The following is a 16,798-nucleotide window of genomic DNA, read 5'->3' as shown; positions in this document are numbered from 1 at the left end:
TACGCAGAAAAAAAACGGGGGTAAAATAACCGCCGTTCAGTTTTATTTAAAAATTTTTATGGAATTTGCACTCCCGGATTAATAACTGCATTTTTCTTTACCACTACAATTCCGTCTTTAATAGAATGGGTTTCAAAATCACCATCCTGTAGATGATTACCGCCAATAATCCGCGCATTATCACCGATTCGGCAGTTTTTATCTAAAATAGCTCTTTCAATGTAGCAGTATTTACCTACACCAACATTTGGACTCCCGTTCTCATCGTTCTGCACAATTTCTTTGGTGTCCTGATAAAAATCCGCGCCCATCATATAGGTATTTACTAAAGTGCTTCCTTTATCAATTCGACTTCGGTTTCCAACAATTGAATTTTCGATTTTATCGGCCATTACGATACAGCCGTCACCAAAAATAGCTTTACTTACGTACGAACCCAGAATTTTCGACGGCGGCAACATCCGCGCGCGTGTATAAATGGGTCTGTTGCTGAATAAATTAAAATCAGGGAAATTTCTGGTTAGATTTAAATTTGCCTCGAAGAAAGACTGTATAGTTCCGATATCTGTCCAGTAACCTTCATATTGAAAACTTAAAGTTTTATACGTCCCGATGCCGTTCGGAATAAGTTCACCACCAAAATCGTCGCCAGGGTCTCGTTCAAACATGGTTTTAAGAACGGTTTTGCTGAAAACATAAATTCCCATCGAAGCCAGATATTCTTTGCCTTTGGTTTTATTTTCTTCAGAAACTTCAGATTTCCATTCGTGAAGCACATTTTCATTTGGTTTTTCAATGAAAGAGGTGATATTACCGTCATCATCAGATTTCAAAATACCAAAACCTGTCGCGTCCTGCCCGTTTACCGGAATTGTTGCAATAGTGATATCTGCTTTATTATGACAGTGGAAATCGATCATTTCCCGGAAATCCATCTGATATAACTGATCACCGGAAAGAATTAAAATATAATCATATTCATATTTATCCAGATGTTTCATGGACTGGCGTACCGCATCGGCTGTCCCCTGGTACCACTGGTCATTTTCCACGTTCTGTTCAGCGGCCAAAATATCAACAAAACCTTTGCTGAAAATATCAAAGTGAAAAGAGTTTTTGATGTGCGAATTAAGCGAAGCCGAATTAAACTGCGTAAGCACCAAAATTCGGTTGAACCCAGAATTCAGGCAATTGGAAATCGGGATATCCACCAGGCGGTACTTTCCTGCGATGGGCACCGCGGGTTTTGACCGGGTATTGGTGAGCGGAAACAATCGGCTTCCCCTACCGCCGCCGAGAACTATCGATATTACACTGGGTTTCATAGAAGACTTTTTTGTTAGATGGTGTGATTGCTAACAATATTAGTCAATTTTGGCAAGAATTACAAATAAAAACCGCGGAATAATCGGGCTTTAAGAAAAATTAACGCACGTTGCCAAATGAAAAAATCTGCTCATTTAGGCCGGTATTTTTCAAAACAATTTAAAATGTAATTTCTGAAACAAAGTGTTGCAAATTTTAAAAGGTAAAAATTTGCCTAAACAGCACAGTATTTTTTTCGATGAATTTTAAAATAAAATCGTTTGAAGCTAAAAAAATTTAAAACTAAAAAAAATGCCTGAAAAGCAGCAAATTTTTATGGAATTTCCAAAACGGTTTTAGTAGAAAAGTGGAAAAATTAAAAACGGAAAAATTTGCCCAAATAGCAGGAAGAAATATCAAAATTCAGAAAACTTTTTAGAACAAAAAAATCTCCCATTAAATTGAGAGATTTTCGCGATCCGGACGGGATTCGAACCCGCGACCTCCGCCGTGACAGGGCGGCATTCTAACCAGCTGAACTACCGGATCAATTTTTTGAAAAGTAATTGTAAACTTTTTGCGATCCGGACGGGATTCGAACCCGCGACCTCCGCCGTGACAGGGCGGCATTCTAACCAGCTGAACTACCGGATCTTTAGAATAAAAAGAACTTCTTTCTTTTTGGTGAGTGCAAAAATACACTTTTTATAACAGCCTACAAATATTTTTAAAAGAAAATGCTTTCCTTATTAGGAAAGCACTCATTTTCAAGGTTGTTATTTTCTACAAATGTGCAGATAATTTCTCGGTGATCACTTCTTTCGATGCAACACCAACGATTTTATCCACCACTTCGCCATTTTTAAAGATCAAAACGGTAGGAATATTTCGGATTCCATAATCCACAGAAACCTGCTGATTGTTATCTACATCTACTTTTCCTACGATTGCACGGCCATCAAAGTCTGTAGCAACCTCTTCGATAATTGGTCCCAACATTCTGCACGGTCCGCACCATACTGCCCAAAAATCTACCAACACCGGTTTATCTGAATTCAATACCGTTTCTTTGAACGATTGATCTGTAATCTCTAATGCCATTTTTATTATATTTTAAGTTATTTCGAAAGACAAATTTACAATTTTCCCTTTAATTGCACGATGTCCCTATCTATGTTCAATATCATGATTTTCTATTTTGAAACTTTCCGCAATGCCTTCAAGTGCCATTACCAAAGCATCAATCTCCTCTTTCGTCGTCAAATGACTGAAGGAAACTCTGAGCGGAGTTGTATTATTCATTTCTTCTTCATCCAAAATCATCATCATCACCATCGAAGGTTTTGAAGCTCCTGACGAACACGCGCTACCCTGCGAAATCGCGATGCCTTTCATGTCGAGCTTTAAACCTATCATTGGATCTTTGAAAGGTAAAAGTACGCTTAAAACCGTATATAAACTCGCGTCCATTTCGGCGCTTCTGCCATTGAATTTTACACCCTCGATTTTTTGCGTTAGCTGCTCAATCGCATATTTTTTAATTTCTTTAATATGGGTGGAATATTCTTCCATATGATTTACGGAAAGTTCCAGCGCTTTACCAAGCCCGGCAATTCCGCACACATTTTCGGTGCCTGCACGCAAGCTTCTTTCCTGCGGTCCGCCGGTAATAATCCCTTTTAAACCTGAAGATTTTCTCACAAACGCAAATCCGCTGCCTTTCGGACCGTGAAATTTATGCGCGCTGCAAGAAGCAAAATCTACTTTAATATCGGAAAAATCAAGCTCCATATGCGCCATAGACTGTACGGTATCTGAATGGAAAAGCGCATTATTTTCTTTGCAGATTTCCGCAACTTTTTTAATATCCAGCAAATTACCGATCTCGTTATTTGCGTGCATCAGCGAAACCAAGGTTTTCTTTTCAGATTTCTGAAGCGCTTCGGTTAAATCATTTAAGCTGATATCACCTTTGCTGTCCGGGCGAAGATAAACCACTTCAACACCTTTTCTTTTCTTCATGTCGAGCACCGTTTCCGCGACACATTTATGTTCCAGCGGCGAAGTAATGATGCGCTCCACACCCAAATGGTTGACGCACGATTTAATAATCATATTGTTCGACTCGGTTCCACACGAGGTGAAAATAATTTCTGCCGGCGAAACGTGCAGATAATTTGCAACTTCCCGGCGGACATTTTCGAGGAGAATTTTCGCGTCCTGACCGAAACTGTGCGTGGAAGACGGGTTGCCGTAATTGGTTTTCAATACCGCCACCATCGTATCTATAACTTCCTCGGAAAGCGGTGTTGTAGCTGCATTATCCAAATAAATCTTATTCATTGAGCCTTTTTCTTAATATATTTTTCGGAGGTTAAATTTAATGAAAAAATTTATAATGACCTTCATCTGACCAGTTCAACATGGGCCGGTCCGCTTCGGTATCGCCGAAGGCAATTATTTTGTCAAATTTTCGGCCCGAAATAGCCATTTTTATCCGATTTACCTTTTCGTCACCATTACAGTTTTTTCCGAGGAAATTTCCGGTGAATTTCTCATCGATAAATTCGCCTTGTGTGGCAAGTAAATTCATTTTTAAATAATCTGCAAAAGGTTTTACCCAAATGTCCAGCGAAGCCGTAACTAAAAAACTTTCCGTTTGTGTTCTGTCTATATTTTTAATGAATTCCAACGCATGTTCGCGCAGAATTTTTCCGTGAAATAAATCGAAGAAAATTTGGCTTTTTAGCTCGATATTTTTCCGGCTTTCCCCTTTTAAAACAGAAGAAATAAAACTTTTTTTCACCTTTTCAGCGTCCATTAAATTTAATTTTAACAAAACAAAAAGCGGAATATGTTTCGCAAACTGAACGTAAAATTTGGTTGAATTATAAAATTTCAAAAACAAAAACATGGTGTCTTTGTAAGTTAACGTTCCGTCGAAATCAAAACAGTATAATTTTTTCATATTAAAGTTTTAATTTCTTAAAAATAAATTCCGGTATATTCCTGATAACCAACATTATTAAACCCCAAACCGGCAAAACATAAGCAGTATTTCGACCGTTTTTATACGCTTTATAAATTGCGTCGGCGGCTTGTTTTGGTGTTGCAGTTAATTTCGGATTCAGCGGAAGTCCTTCGGTCATTTTTGTTGCCATAAAACCAGGTTTTACAGTTAAAACGTGAACTTTTTTAGAATGCAGATAATTTCGCAGACCGCTGAGATACGCCGTCAAACCAGCTTTTGCGCTGCCGTAAATAAAATTGCTTTGCCTGCCGCGATCGCCCGCAACTGAAGAAAGCACGATCATCATTCCGGAACGTTTTCTTTCCATTTTATCAGCAAAATAATTTAAAACCGGAATTAATTTTGCGTAATTTATATCGATGATATTTTGCGTATTTCGGTTGTCGTAAAGACCTTCTTCGGTTCCTAAACCTAAAAATCCGGTGGCACAGAAAAGCAAATTCGAACTGATATTTTCAAAAATCGAATAATCGATTGGCTGAAGCAAATCAAGTTCAATAATTTCAGATTGCTGAACGTATTTTACTTCCAGGTGTTTCGCGAATTTTTCCGTGGTTTCGCGGTTAGAGGTAAACAGAAAGATTTTGGAGTGCTTTTCACCCGAATTTAGCAACTTTTCTACGAAGGCCTGCGCAACGTCGGAATTGCTTCCTAAAACAATCATATCTTTCTTTTCATTTTTAAAAAATTAACGGCTTTTTGGGCAAATTTTCCGCTTTTAACCATTGTGAATTCTTTTCGACTGAAGTGACACAAACTTCGAATTATTCACGTTTTTCAGATAATTTACAAGGGACGGCTTGCTCATGGAATCTTTGGTGAGATAGATTCTGCCGCCATAACTTTCTACAATTTTATCGAGCTTTTCAACCAGATTTTTCAGTTTTGCATTCATTTTAAAATCCAGCGCCAAAGTGTAACCTTCGATCGGGAACGAGTTGTAAGATTCTTTATTTTGCTCTCCGAAAAGTTTCAGAACCGCCAGAAAAGAGCCGTTGCCACTTTCTGCGATGGTTTCAAGAATTATTTTCATGCCTTCTTTGCCGGTTTCTTTGGGTAAAACAAGTTGGTATTGGATAAATCCGTTTTTACCATAAATGCGGTTCCAATCCGTCACCACATCCAGAGGATAGAAAAATGCCTCATAATGCACGAAATTTTTCACCACCTTCGGCCTTTGTCTTTTGAAGTAGAAGAAATTAAACAGTTTCACCGTGAGGTTATTCAAAACGAAACCCGGGAAAAAAAAGGGGATTTTAGGGGATATTTTTTTTTCGAGCTTTAAAGGATTTTTTTGAAGACTTTTCGGCAGTTCCTGTTTAAAAGCGTGTTCGCCGCGGATTAAAATACTGCGGCCTAAATTTTCACCGGTTTGCAGGCAATCAATCCAGGCGACGTTGTATGTCCAGGATTCGCTTTCATCAAAAAGCTGGAAAATTTCATCGAGATTTTCGGCTTTAATGCTTTCCTGACGGATGTAGGAAGTTTCAATATTTTTCAGTTTGAATTTCGCGGAAAGAATAATTCCGGAAAGTCCCATTCCACCTATGGTAGCCCAAAATTTTTCAGCATTTTCGCTGCGCGAGCAATTCAGAACTTCACCGTTTTCATTTAATAATGAAAATTCCAGAACATATTCCGAAAAGCATCCTTCTGCGTGATGATTTTTTCCGTGAACATCGGACGCAATCGCACCACCGATGGTGATAAATTTGGTTCCGGGCGTTACATACAGAAAATAACCCTGCGGAATGATAACTTCTAAAACCTCGGAAAGCAAAACACCAGATTCGCATTCAATAATACCGTTCAAACGGTCGAAAGTTATAAATTTATTTAATCTTTTGGTGGAAAAAATATTTTCAGCCAAAGCTGCATCGCCGTAGCAGCGGCCGTTTCCACGCGCGATAATTTCGTGGTTATTCCGCACAAATTCCTGAATTTTTGCTAAAGAATTTTCGCTCCGCATTTCTTTTTCCACCACGGGAAAATTACCCCAATTCGATACCTGTCGCTTGAAATTCGGTTTCATCTGTAATTATTTATTTAAAATAAATTTGAAGTAAAAATGCCGCGAGCCAAAAAACCAATGTCACCTGAATATAACGGTCTTTGTAGATAATTTTGGTCGGAGATTCGGTTTTATTGTACACCAAAGTTTGCTGAAGATAACGTAAAAACGCAAAAACCACAAAGAAAACGGTATAAAAAACGCGCGGATGAAAGCGCTGCTGCACTTCTGGCGACAAGGTAAACATTAAATAACACACAATCGCAAGCGCGCAACTTATCGAAAGCGCGATATCTGCAAACTGAACATTGTAACCGTCCAGTGATTTTCTGGTTCGCCCGGAAACCTGGGCATTAACAAGTTCGCCACGTCGTTTTCCAAGGGCCAAAACCAGGGCTAATACAAAAGTCAGCAAAATTGCCCATTGTGAAATCAAAATTCCGCTGGCATAACCTCCGGCAAGAACCCGCAAAACAAATCCAACTGCAATGATGCAGACATCAACAATTGCGACATGCTTCAGCTTGAAAGTGTACGCAAGATTCATAACAAAGTAGAACAAAATAATCACCGCAAACTGCCAATAATCTGTAGCGAATAACGTTTGCATGGTGAAAATCGTTATAACAACGAGTGCAAGTAAAATTATCAGAAAAACCTTTGCGGTGGCTTTGGAAATGGTTCCACTGGCGAGCGGACGGTTTTTTTTCTCGGGATGTTTGCGGTCTGATTCAATATCCGAATAATCATTGATGATATAAATACTGCTGGCAACAAAAGAAAAGGTAATAAAAGCAAAAATGCTTTTAGTTAAAAGCTCTACGTTGGTAATATTTCCGGAAAAAAACAAAGGTGCGAAAACAAAAAGGTTTTTCACCCATTGCTCCACGCGCAGCAGTTTTAGATATTTATTCATTCAATTAGAATCAGTTGCGAAAATAGTGATTTTATAATAAAAAAATCCGCCGAAGCGGATTTAAAAGTGATATGTTTTTCGGAAATTAATTTCCGGTTTTAGCGTCATTAATCATGTTTTCATTTGCAGTAATTGCAAATTCAACACGTCTGTTCTGAGCTCTTCCTTCTTCAGTATCGTTCGTAGCAACAGGTTCCTGCTCGCCGCGTCCCATGGTAATCATTCGGGATGCGTCAAGACCTTTGGAAACCAAATAGGCTTTTACAGCTGCTGCTCTACGATCTGAAAGTGAAAGATTATAGCTGTCTGTACCTTTGCTGTCTGTATACCCATAAATATTAATGTTGGTATCCGGGTTATTTTTCAGCACTTCAGCTAGTTTATCAAGGTTCATCTGTGCAGCGGATGAAAGCGTAGAAGAATCGAAACCAAAGTTCACCATATTTTCTTTCATGGTTACTTTAATACCTTCGCCAACTCTTTCTACTTCGGCACCAGGTAAAGTTTCTTTAATTTCTTTGGCCTGTTTGTCCATTTTTCCGCCGATTACGTTACCGGCAACTCCACCAACTATACCACCAAGAACTGCTCCTACGGGTGCATTTTTACCTTTTCCTACATTATTACCGATAATACCTCCGATTACTGCACCTGCAGCTGTTCCGATTACGGTACCTTTCTGTTGATTATTTGCGTTTTTTACAGTGTCACAACTGGTCATCATTAAAGATGTTGAGATGAATAACGCTGCAATATTTGTTTTATTAAAAAGATTCATAATTGTATTTTTATAGATTATTTCGCTGAAGTTCTTTCGAAGTTGTAAACGATTCTTACATTTTGTCCGTCTGCAGGAACACTTTGTTCCAGACTGAACTGATTATCGGTTTGGTTTATTAAATTCAAAGAATATCCCGAAACTACTTCTTTCGCTTTTGAACCTTCTACCAGTTTTTTAAATTTAAATTCGTTGCCGTTTACCACTTCAAACTTGATAGGCTGAATAACGCTTGGGCAATCTGCACCTCCGTTAATCATGTATGTTCCGGTCCAGTTATTAGGAACTAAAGTCCAGTGGCTGCCAACGAAACATTGGGCATCAGCGTTTTCATCAAATGGTTTTACTTTATAGTTGTTATCGTAATTAACGCTGGTTATTTCCCAATCTCCTTTCAAATTCATAAACTCTGCACGGTTTGCCTGTGCGGTTTTTGCAGTGGAACAGGAAACAGTAAGAGCTGCTCCAAATATTCCGGCTAATAGTAAATTTTTCATAGTGTAAAATTAATTGTGCTTTCTAACTACAAAAAACCGTGCCATTAATAAATAAACAAAAAAATCCGACGAATCGGATTTTTTGGTAATTTAAGCTCGGAATTTTTATTTCTTCACCTTCGCTCTTTTGTTTTGAGCCGGAATTATTTTCGTTGGCGTTGGCTTATAGAAATGCGTATAAGCATATTCTGCAGCCTTGCGAACATCGATCACACCACCGGATTCTGAAATTAAATCAAATCTGTTATTTTCGTTTGAATTAATCATTGCGTTAACTGAAGATTTATTGCTGGTTTTCACCAGTGATTCAATCACTTGCGGCGGCGTAAGATTCGGCATATAAGCCATTAAAATCGAAGCTGCGCCAGCAACGACAGGTGAAGCCATTGACGTTCCCTGCAAATAATCATATTTACCATCCGGAACGGTTGAATAAATTTTTGAACCTGGTGCAAAAACATTTACCATCTTCTGGTTGTAGTTAGAGAAATCTGCACGCAAAAACTCGTTATCGTTTGTTGACGCACCTACCACAATCATATTATTGATGAACGGTTTTTCGTCTGTTGCTTTTTTATAATTCGTAGGAAAATACACATTTTCTGCAATATTTTCATTTTCATTTCCTGCGGCTTTTACAAGCAAAACACCTTTGTCTTCTGCATATTTAAAAGCATCCCACACCACATCTCTCCCGGGTGAAACAGGTTTCCCGAAACTCATATTTAAAATTTTAGCACCGTTATCTACCGCATATCGAATGGCATTTGCAACATCTTTATCACGCTCATCACCATCCGGCACAGCGCGAACGGTCATGATTTTGGCAGTTTTATATCCTACACCATATTGTACATGTTCACCGTTTGGTAATCCGGCGATGATACCGGCAACGTGGGTTCCGTGAGTAGCGTCCGGACCTTCGAAATGGTTATTGCCATAATATCTTTCAGAATAATCGTCGTATTTATCGCCCACGATTTCAGCACGCGGATCATAATCTAAATTATACTGTTTTGTTGCCTGCGGACCATAATAATCCAAAGCTTCTTTCATTTCAGCAGTTAAAAAAGTCTGAACTTCAGCAGGTGATTTTCCGGTAATTTCCGGATCACGCACAACTTGACTTAAAACAGAAACTGCCATCGCCTGTTCCGGTGTTGTTGGCTTTAATGCAGCAACAGCGACCGGAGTTAAATTCTGTCCGTTCAACATTGAAATGATGGCCGGAATATTATCACTGATTCTTTTATAAGTTTCGTAGTTTTGTTTTGCGTCGATGCTTTTTTTGGTGAAAATTTGTTTTGACTTCATATACATGTCAAAAATTTCCGGCATTTTAGCCTGATTTTCTTTATTTTTCGCAGAGTCAGGACCTTCAAAAACCGACTGATACTTTTTCACCACCCGCGTTACTTCCATATTATCTACGTCGATGTCACCGTTTTTTCCGCCGCTGAAATTCCAGCCATAAACATCATCGATGTAACCGTTTTTGTCATCATCTTTACCGTTATTCGGAACTTCATTTGGGTTTTTCCACATATTTTTTACCAAACCCGGATGATCCACTTCCACCCCGCTGTCCAGAACACCAACAATAACAGGTTTTGGCTTCAAACCTTTAGATTCCAGATATTTATAAGCGTTCTGTGTATTCACACCATAAACATTGGAAGAACCGAAATCCTCATGATACCAGGTCATTAATTTTTGGTCCTTCATCGGATCCAAAGGGGTCTCCGTTGTTTGTGCGAAAGTGGCGAAACCTGTCATGAAGTACGCCGCAATAAGTATTTTTTTCATATGATTGATTTATGTTGAATTTTAATATAAGTAAGAGATTCCGGACCTTTGTTACAAATTAAATCCAGAATTGAAAGATCCGGAAGAAAGCCGTATTTATCTGAAAAGGACTGGAAATATTCTTCAAAAACCTGCTCTGAAGCCTGTTTTGCTGAAAAGTGGTTGCGGTAATCCACAGCATCCGGTTCAGCAAAATATTCCGAGCTAAAAGCATATTTTTTTTCAGTTTTCAGAATCTTTTGGATGACTTTCAGCGCGTGTAAGTTAAATTCCTGCAGAGATTTTGTCTTAAAAGTGTAGATTTCTTCAAGCTGATCTTCATAAAATTCGAAATATGGCGTGGTTTGATAAGCAGTTTTTACCGACTTCCAGTGCAGTTTTTGCCATTTTTCCCGCGTTGAAACTTCAATATCTTTAATCACGCGAGTGCCATTATGATTCATCGGGATAATCAGCGATAATTTGCCGTTTGCACCATAAATATTTGTACGGTTACGGAAAGTCTGTTTCGGAAAATTCTCGAACTGTTCAAAAATAATTTCATTCTCAGGCGCTAAAAAAACACTGAACCAGGAAATTGGCGGTAAATAAAATACGGGTAATAAAATTTTCATTTTGTAAAATTAAGGTAAAAAAAGCGCGAATAACCGCGCTTTTATTTAATCTTCTGTTTCCTTTTTTCTAAAAAGCTTCATGATGTAATCCCAGCCAAAGAACACGAGCAGCAGCAGCGCGGCGACCCACCAATAGGAAGTTTTTTCTGCTTCCCCGGTATTTGTGGCTTTAAACATGCGGTCCCAGCGAATGGTTTTTCCAGCCGGTTGGTAAGTAGAACTGTTATCCGCGAAAAGTCCTTCCACACTTAACCAGGTGAACATTGGCGAACCCACGATATTTTCTTCCGGCACGAATCCAAAAAAACGGGCGTCCAAAGAGGCATCGCGGTTGTCACCGATCATCATATAGTAGTCCTGTTCGATGGTATATTGCGTGGTTTCTTTTCCGTCGATATAAATTTTACCATTTTTATTTTCCAAATGATGATCTTCATATTCCGAAATAATCCAGCGGTATTCCGGCAAAGTTTCCTGATTCAACTGCACAACATCACCTTTTTTCGGAATTCTTAACGGTCCGTACCAATCCTGATTCCATTTTTTGCTAATCGGGAAAATAGATTGTGTAGTGTCAATATTTTTGGTGTAGGCATCGCGTTCAGCATTAATTTTATAAGAAATTGCAGCGGAATCCTTGTCCCATATATGTTCTTTTAAATCGATGATTTGCGGAAGCTCACCAATTTCTTTAGCAGTTTTATCTGTAAGTCCCTGAAAATCATAAATAAAGCCGCTTTCGGTCTGAATTTCCTGCACCGGCAGAAAACCGTAAATTTTATACAAAGCCGGAATGTCCAGTTGGCTGCCGGTAGTTGCGATATATTTATGCTGTTTTTGCTGATCGCCTAAAACCACTTCAGGTTTTCCGTTCACGAAAAGTCTACCGGCACGCATTTCCAAAACGTCGCCCGCAACGGCCACACATCTTTTCACATACGGATCCTTTCGGTCTGTGGCGATGTGCACGGAATCCTGCGGATAGTTGAAAACCACAATGTCATTTCTTTGCGGCTTTTTAAACTGAAAAATTCTTTGGTAAGGTAATTTTACAGCTTCAACGTAAGATTTTGGATCATCTTTCGGATTTCCTTTTTCGCCTGTATCCATAATGGTTCCCTGCAAAAATGGTATTGCTAAAGGCCGCATCGGCAGGCGAAAACCGTAGGTCCATTTATTTACAAAAAGGAAATCACCAACCATTAACGTTCTTTCCATAGAACCTGTCGGAATACCAAAAGGCTGCGTAGCGAAAACATGAATTACCGTTGCGAAAACCACCGCAAAAGTGATGGAACCAACAAAAGTTTCCTTTTTCTTGTCTTCTTTTTCTTCAGTTGTTAAATATAAATCATCTTCAGTTTCAACCTCCGGTTTCTCGAAATAGTTTACGTACGCCATGTAAAAAAATGGCAAAATAACCGTCAATAATTTTTGTACGAAACTTGACTTACCGAAATGTTTCATTAAAAACAAATGGAAAACTGTCATCATAATTGGACCTACAATCGGTAAATATGCCAGCGCTACCCACCATTTCGGGTGACCGGTTTCTTTCTGAATGATATAATAATTGTAAAACGGTATAAAAGAAAAAAGTGGGTTGTAGCCCATTTTTTTGAAAAGCTTCCACGTAGAAATCCCCATTAAAACGGAAAGGATAATCACATAGATCAAATAAGTAAGAAAGTAATTCATATTGTTTTGCTTACGCTATTAGTTTAGAAAAGCGATATATTGTTACAGAAAGCAAATCTACTTGCTGAAAAGTACATCCTGCATTGAAAAATTTCCGGTTTTACCGACAATCCATTCAGCGGCGATTACCGCACCAACAGCAAAACCGTTTCGGTTGTAAGCGGTATGTTTTATTTCAATTTCATCAACTTCACTTCGGTAAAAAATGCTGTGCGTGCCCGGAACCTCATCTTCCCGAACGGCAAAAATTCCAAGTTCACTTTCGTTAGTTTCCTCGAGCTTCCAGCTGCTGAAGCGCGAATCATTTTTAATGATTCCTTCAGCTAAAGTAATCGCGGTGCCGCTTGGCGCATCTTTTTTCTGGGTATGATGAATTTCTTCCATTTGGATCTGATATTCCGGAAAATCTTTCATTAAAGCAGCTAATTTTTCATTTAAAGCGAAAAATAAATTAACGCCCAAGGAAAAATTTGAACCGTATAAAAAAGCGGTGTGATTTTGCTTTGCAATTTCCTCAATTTCGCTTTTGCGGTCCAGCCAGCCGGTTGTTCCGCAAACTACTGGAATCTGGTTTTCAAGGCAAATCTTTATATTTTCAAAAGCAACTTCGGGATTCGAAAATTCAATCACAACATCTGGTTTATTCAGATTTACAGCCGTCGGAGTTTCGTTCAGCCGCGCCACAATTTCGTGACCTTTTTTTTCTGCAATTTCTCCGATGATTTTGCCCATTTTTCCGTATCCAACTAATGCTATTTTCATGATTTTATATCAAAAAGATCTTTAAAAATTATAACTCAAACTAAGACCTGCGTTGGAGGCGTTTTTTCCGAATTCATCGAAAATCACCGTAGGTTTTACCGCCAGATCCGGATCTTTTCTACCTTCGTAAAGATGCGCATCCACGACGGCATCTACGATATTTAAAACATATAAAAGACTGGTGATGGCAATGGCGTAATCTCGCTGTCTTTTCACCCGGTCCTGCGTACGGCCCAAAACCTCTTTTGTAACACCTGGGATATCCGAAAATTCGTGCTTTTGGCCGTTTAATTCGGCTACAAAAGCATTTCGGTAGCGTGTGTATTGTTTTTGATTCCACATCGTAATTCCTACTCCGGTACCAATTGCGCCCCAAACGATCGGGATTTTCCAGTATTTCTTATTATAATATTGTCCTAAACCAGGTAAAACCGCAGAATACAAGCCGGCGCGTGTCGGGTTAAATTTCATGGTCTTGGTCGGAGCGTTCGCTGCTTTAATGTCTGAATATACTTCGATTTCGCTTGGTTTTTTCACCGTAGAAACCGAATCGGTTGGGTAATTTTCTACCCGAATGGTATCCTTTGGGCTTATCTGCGCGAAAAGCATTGATGAAATTAAAAAACAGAAAAAAGCAAAGTTTTTATGCATCAATTAAAGTGTGAAAGAATTTGTTCCAGCTGTTCTTCGTTTTTAAAATCCAGGACGATTTTACCTTTTTTGCCGTTTGAAGCCGTTTTAATTTCAACTTTAACGTCTAAGATATCAGCCAGATTTTTTTCTGCTTTTTTATAAATATTGGGCAAAACAGCTGTTTTTTTCGGATTTGCTGTTTTCGGATTTTTCAGGTTTGCAGCTTCCTGTTCGGTTTGGCGAACGCTTAAATTTCCGGCAATAATCTTTTTGAATAAATTTTGCTGAAGTTCCGCATCTTCAATGCTGACAAGCGCCCGACCGTGTCCGGCGGAAATTTCACCGCTGCGAATCGCGTTTTGAATGTCTGGTGAAAGTCTTAGTAATCTGATGGAATTGGTAATGGTGCTTCTTTCCTTACCAATTCGGTGGCTTAAGGATTCCTGCGTAAGACCGATTTCTTCAAGCAAACGTTGGTAAGTCAACGCAATTTCAATCGCGTCCAAGTCTTCTCGTTGGATATTTTCCACCAAAGCCATTTCGAGCAATTCCTGGTCATTCACCAAACGGATATACGCGGGAACACTGGTTAAACCAGCCAATTTACTGGCGCGGAAACGTCTTTCACCGGAAATAATGATAAAGCGGCTGCCTTCTTTCCGAAGCGTTATCGGCTGAATTAAACCTAAGTTTTTGATGGATTGTGCTAAATCATTTAAAGCTTTTTCATCGAAATAAGTTCGTGGCTGCGCAGCATTGGGATCAATGTCGTCCAACGCCACTTCCATAATATTTCCAACAAATTTATCTGCACCTTCGTCTGTCGCTGAATTTACAGAGGCTTGTGATTCGGCGCTTAAAATTGCACCTAAACCGCGGCCCATTGCTCTTTTTTTATCTTTCATGTTAGAGTATTTTCCGGAGTTTTGCTGTGAAGCAAAATCCAATGTACAAATTTGGTTACAAATTCATTAATTTTTTGTGTTTTTAAGCAAAACCTCTTCGGCAAGCTGCAAATACTGAATCGCGCCTTTACTTTCGGCATCGTAATTCAAAATACTTTCACCAAAACTCGGTGCTTCACTTAAACGTACATTTCTGCTGATAATTGTTTCAAAAACCATTTCGGGAAAATGCAGGTGAACTTCTTCCACGACCTGATTTGAAAGTCGCAAACGCGAATCGAACATCGTGAGCAATAAACCTTCGATATCCAAATCTTTGTTATGGATTTTCTGAACATTTTTAATCGTGTTCAATAGTTTCCCTAAACCTTCGAGCGCGAAATATTCACACTGAATTGGAATAATCACCGAATCAGCTGCTGTTAAAGCGTTTACTGTAATGAGACCTAAACTCGGCGCACAGTCGATAATAATATAATCGTACTGATCGCGAATTGTATTCAATGCTTTACGAAGCATATATTCGCGGTTTTCGCGATCGACTAGCTCTATTTCAGCTGCCACCAAGTCGATATGTGACGGAATGATATCCAAATTCGGCGAAGCCGTTTTCTGTATGCATTGCTGCGCATCTGCGCTGTGTTCCAATAAATTGTAGGTGGAAAAATTTGCCTCATCAATACCCAAACCTGAGGTTGCATTCGCCTGCGGATCTGCATCAATGAGCAATATTTTCTTCTCTAAAACGCCCAATGCTGCAGCAAGATTTACCGCCGTGGTGGTTTTACCTACACCACCTTTTTGATTAGCAACTCCGATGATTTTCGCCATTATAAAAATTTAATTTCCAAAAATACACTTTTTTATCATTTTTAAAGAAATGACAATGCTGAAGATAAAGTTAAAATGCTGTAAAAAAGCACGTTACAGCACCAAATAATTATCCACAAAAGTTAATCTTTTGTGGATAAGTAAAAAAATGCCGTTTTAGCCCGGAATTTATTCAAACTGCATGGAGATTGGAAATTTAAAATAGCTTCTCACATTGTCGCCTTTTATTTTTGCCGGTGTCCATTTTCCTTTCACTGAACGGATGGTTTTTTCTGCGGCGCGGTTAAAATCTACGTTTGGTCCGGTTGCTTTTACTTCGCTGATGGTTCCGTCTTTTTCAACGATGAAAACCACGGTTGTTCTCACCACTTCGCCCGTTCCTTCCATCACGGAAGTATCAAAATTGTTGATGACCTTGTTGCGGAAAGCATCAATTCCACCGTTAAAAACCGCCTGAACATCAACCTGCGTTTTTGGTGAATTATCAACTGGTTTTGGGACAGTAATTTCAGGAGTCGCAGTACCGATTGTTGTTGTTGGCGGCGCCTGATAGGAAATTTCCGGTGCTTTACCGCTGATATTTTCAGTTCCTAAAACAGCATCGACTTTTTCCGTTTGCTTTGGCATCACGGTTTCAACTTTTGCATTTCTTGTGGGTGTCACTACGCGAGAATCCACGGTGTTTACGGGCACTTTAATTTCAGGTTTAACCGGCTGAACTTCAGGATCCTCCACACGGTCAACATTTTTTAAAATTGTTGGCGGAGCTGTTGTCAGAATATCTTCCACTGCGGGAGCAGAAAATGCGCTAATTGCCAACGGCGTGATCGCGAACGCGGCAAAAAGCCCAATTCCTAAAAAAAATGCTTTGGTTAAAATCCGGTCAGCGTCATGTCTTAAAACATAAGCACCGTACGCTTTGTTTCGGTTCTCGAAGAGGATTTCGTCGAGCTGAAATTCCTGGTTTTGAAGTAGAGGTTTCATCATTTAAAATTTAAAACGTTTAAAAAT

General features: G+C 39.1%; 17 protein-coding genes and 2 tRNA genes. All 19 read right to left on the bottom strand.

The genetic code is table 11. The annotated features are described in order from the left end of the window. Positions 1–56 precede the first annotated feature (56 nt). The 19 genes from OA84_RS06520 to OA84_RS06430 all read right to left on the bottom strand — a co-directional run bounded on the left by OA84_RS06520 (position 57) and on the right by OA84_RS06430 (position 16,774). Entirely contained in the window at positions 57–1,325 is a 1,269-nt protein-coding gene (locus tag OA84_RS06520) for a glucose-1-phosphate adenylyltransferase (RefSeq protein ID WP_039343977.1), read from the bottom strand. A 455-nt stretch (positions 1,326–1,780) separates the two neighbouring features. Beyond that, a tRNA-Asp gene (locus OA84_RS06515) sits at positions 1,781–1,854 on the bottom strand. A 31-nt stretch (positions 1,855–1,885) separates the two neighbouring features. Continuing rightward, positions 1,886–1,959: transfer RNA gene (locus OA84_RS06510), tRNA-Asp, on the bottom strand. A 129-nt stretch (positions 1,960–2,088) separates the two neighbouring features. Then, a complete protein-coding gene (trxA, locus tag OA84_RS06505) occupies positions 2,089–2,406 on the bottom strand; it encodes a thioredoxin (protein ID WP_039343976.1) in 318 nt (105 codons plus the stop codon). 66 nt (positions 2,407–2,472) lie between these two features. Further along, complete coding sequence (locus tag OA84_RS06500; protein WP_039343973.1) at positions 2,473–3,648, bottom strand: cysteine desulfurase family protein; 1,176 nt, start codon at positions 3,646–3,648, stop codon at positions 2,473–2,475. A gap of 37 nt (positions 3,649–3,685) precedes the next feature. Continuing rightward, the gene (locus OA84_RS06495; RefSeq protein WP_039343971.1) at positions 3,686–4,273 is read right to left on the bottom strand and encodes an HAD family hydrolase; all 588 of its coding nucleotides are present in this window, start codon (positions 4,271–4,273) and stop codon (positions 3,686–3,688) included. Position 4,274: 1 nt separating this feature from the next. Further along, a complete protein-coding gene (locus OA84_RS06490; protein WP_039343969.1) occupies positions 4,275–5,000 on the bottom strand; it encodes an SDR family NAD(P)-dependent oxidoreductase in 726 nt (241 codons plus the stop codon). Between the two features lie 54 nt (positions 5,001–5,054). After that, complete coding sequence (locus tag OA84_RS06485) at positions 5,055–6,368, bottom strand: FAD-binding oxidoreductase (RefSeq protein ID WP_039343967.1); 1,314 nt, start codon at positions 6,366–6,368, stop codon at positions 5,055–5,057. Between the two features lie 10 nt (positions 6,369–6,378). Beyond that, a complete protein-coding gene (locus tag OA84_RS06480) occupies positions 6,379–7,263 on the bottom strand; it encodes a decaprenyl-phosphate phosphoribosyltransferase (RefSeq protein ID WP_039343965.1) in 885 nt (294 codons plus the stop codon). An 85-nt stretch (positions 7,264–7,348) separates the two neighbouring features. Next, entirely contained in the window at positions 7,349–8,041 is a 693-nt protein-coding gene (locus tag OA84_RS06475) for an OmpA family protein (protein WP_039343963.1), read from the bottom strand. Between the two features lie 17 nt (positions 8,042–8,058). Beyond that, positions 8,059–8,538 (bottom strand): lipocalin family protein, encoded by a 480-nt coding sequence (locus OA84_RS06470; protein WP_039343961.1) that lies wholly within the window; start codon positions 8,536–8,538, stop codon positions 8,059–8,061. Positions 8,539–8,643: 105 nt separating this feature from the next. Further along, positions 8,644–10,344 (bottom strand): S8 family serine peptidase, encoded by a 1,701-nt coding sequence (locus tag OA84_RS06465; RefSeq protein ID WP_039343960.1) that lies wholly within the window; start codon positions 10,342–10,344, stop codon positions 8,644–8,646. Continuing rightward, a complete protein-coding gene (locus tag OA84_RS06460; RefSeq protein ID WP_039343959.1) occupies positions 10,341–10,958 on the bottom strand; it encodes a WbqC family protein in 618 nt (205 codons plus the stop codon). Before OA84_RS06460 ends, OA84_RS06465 begins: the two co-directional genes overlap by 4 nt. 45 nt (positions 10,959–11,003) lie before the next feature. Continuing rightward, positions 11,004–12,656, bottom strand: a complete 1,653-nt coding sequence (gene lepB / locus OA84_RS06455) for a signal peptidase I (RefSeq protein WP_039343958.1) — start codon at positions 12,654–12,656, stop codon at positions 11,004–11,006. Between the two features lie 57 nt (positions 12,657–12,713). Further along, positions 12,714–13,418, bottom strand: coding sequence for a 4-hydroxy-tetrahydrodipicolinate reductase (gene dapB / locus OA84_RS06450; protein WP_039343956.1), 705 nt, complete (start codon positions 13,416–13,418; stop codon positions 12,714–12,716). 21 nt (positions 13,419–13,439) lie between these two features. Beyond that, a complete protein-coding gene (locus OA84_RS06445) occupies positions 13,440–14,069 on the bottom strand; it encodes a DUF5683 domain-containing protein (protein WP_039343954.1) in 630 nt (209 codons plus the stop codon). Further along, on the bottom strand, positions 14,069–14,956 hold the full coding sequence (locus tag OA84_RS06440) for a ParB/RepB/Spo0J family partition protein (RefSeq protein WP_039345784.1): 888 nt from the start codon (positions 14,954–14,956) through the stop codon (positions 14,069–14,071). The genes OA84_RS06445 and OA84_RS06440 overlap by 1 nt, the downstream gene beginning before the upstream one ends. A 66-nt stretch (positions 14,957–15,022) precedes the next feature. Then, entirely contained in the window at positions 15,023–15,787 is a 765-nt protein-coding gene (locus OA84_RS06435; protein ID WP_039343952.1) for a ParA family protein, read from the bottom strand. Between the two features lie 168 nt (positions 15,788–15,955). Then, entirely contained in the window at positions 15,956–16,774 is an 819-nt protein-coding gene (locus tag OA84_RS06430) for an energy transducer TonB (protein WP_052252137.1), read from the bottom strand. Positions 16,775–16,798 lie beyond the last annotated feature (24 nt).

Source organism: Kaistella solincola (assembly GCF_000812875.1).
In the GTDB taxonomy this organism is placed as follows: Bacteria; Bacteroidota; Bacteroidia; order Flavobacteriales; family Weeksellaceae; genus Kaistella; species Kaistella solincola.
Note: the sequence above shows the minus strand (reverse complement) of the source record. Positions and strands in the feature narration are given on the sequence as shown.